At 61.7% G+C, this 1,725-nt stretch carries 2 protein-coding genes; both read right to left on the reverse strand.

Features of this window, described 5'->3' with window-relative positions; all coding sequences use genetic code 11:
- The coding region (locus tag FJ980_RS30600) for a M55 family metallopeptidase (RefSeq protein WP_140547310.1) at positions 1–787 on the reverse strand (787 nt) is incomplete at its 3' end.
- Positions 788–789: 2 nt separating this feature from the next.
- A partial coding sequence (locus FJ980_RS30605) for a P1 family peptidase (protein WP_140547311.1) occupies positions 790–1,725 on the reverse strand: 936 nt, incomplete at its 5' end.

Genomic DNA, 1,725 nt, shown 5'->3' on the forward strand with positions numbered 1-1,725 from the left:
AGCGGAAGGCGCGCAGCACCTCGAAATAGTCGTTCGATGCAAAGGCGACGGCACGTGGCCCGTGCCGGCGCACTCCGGGATACCAGGAAGCGCGATAGGCATCGACGGGATTGCTGAATTCGATGATGATCTCGACCCTTTCCGGCATTGACGGCAAAGCTTGCCGCGCCCTGTCGCGCAACGCCCTTTCAACGCCCTCGCATATTGCGCCGCGCGCCGACGCAGGCGCCAGGGAGATGGTGGCCGCGCCGATGCCTTTGAGGGTTTCGACAGTGGCTATCCCCGGGACGAGGGCTCTGGCGTCGGCGCAAATGCCTTCGTCGCCGGAAAGAAATACCGAGCGCACGCCATAGCGCGCGGCGCACAACGCATTCAATGTGAATTCGGACGCTGTTTCGCCATTCAGGATCAGCCGCGATATTCGCAATGTCGATGTGTGTGCAAGCGGGTTGTCCTCGACGCCGGCCTTGGAATGGTAGCCGGTATAAAGCGCGGCATCGAAGCTTTCATCGATCCCGAACATCATTGCGTCCGGATGTCCCGACCAGCCCCTCACGATGCGCGCGAAAGGCGGCATGCGTTCGAGAATAAGGTTGCGCCCGCTGTCATGCGCATCCTTGATCATAATTTCGGTGGCGCCAGCGGCTCGCGCTCCTTCGCAGGCGGCCAGGACCTCCCCGGTCATCAGTTCGCGGAATTCCCTGTGGTCGGCATGCGTTCTTTCCGCCTCGTCCCAGGATTGAATGCCCGAGGTGCCTTCGATATCGGCCGAAATGAAAATCTTCATGCTCAAAGGGGCTCCTTCAGCCAGTCGGTCAACGCCGGAATCCTGCGTCTATTTCGTCCAGCCACGCCTTGCGCGGCGCACAGGGCGTTCAGAACGGCCTCGACCGTGGTTTCCACAACCGCTTCGAAAACGAGGTCGATGTATCTGTCATCGACACGCGAAATCGAAATGAACGGTGAAGGCGAGACGTGCGGCAGAGGATCGGCGGTCGTGAAGGCGATGGCGATATCGCCACTGCCGTGTCCCCAATACGAACCGAGGCGGGCAATGCCGGCGCCGGCCCGGCTGGCGGCACGGTTCAATTGCCGGTAGTCAAGAGGAATATCCGTGCCGAGAATGATGATGATCGACCCGCTTTCAGGCTCGCCGAGCCCTTTGGGATCGGCTCTGCGGCCATCCGGGAGGACAAGATCCCCTGCCCTGCCGAAGTTGGACAACACCAGAGCGCCAAGCGTGAAGGCGCGAGACCCGATCTCGACAGACCTGGACGCGCTGCCGATACCCGCCTTGAAGCCAAACGACGTCATTCCGGTGCCGGCGCCGATGCTGCCCTGTTCGACCGGACCGGCGCTCGCGGCATCCAGCGCCGCTTCGGCGTCATGCCGGGTGACCGCCATTGCCTGAATATCATTGATGCCGCCGTCGTTGCATTCGCAAACGACGGGGTTGACCGTGCTGGTCTTGCGCCCGATCTCCGGGTTGGCGGCAATGGCACGCTTGATCAGCGCCTCCGCACATGGTGCGACCGAGAACGTGTTGGTCAGAAGGATCGGCGTTTCGATCGTGCACAGTTCGGACAATTGCATGAGCCCGACGGACTTGCCGAAACCGTTGATGATATCGACCGCCGCCCTGACCTTGGATCTGAACAGGTCGCCGCCATGGGGCAAGACGGCGGTGACGCCTGTCGCAAGTCCGTCGGCGATGATCGTCTTATG

The organism is Mesorhizobium sp. B1-1-5, assembly GCF_006443065.1.
Taxonomy (GTDB): domain Bacteria; phylum Pseudomonadota; class Alphaproteobacteria; order Rhizobiales; family Rhizobiaceae; genus Mesorhizobium.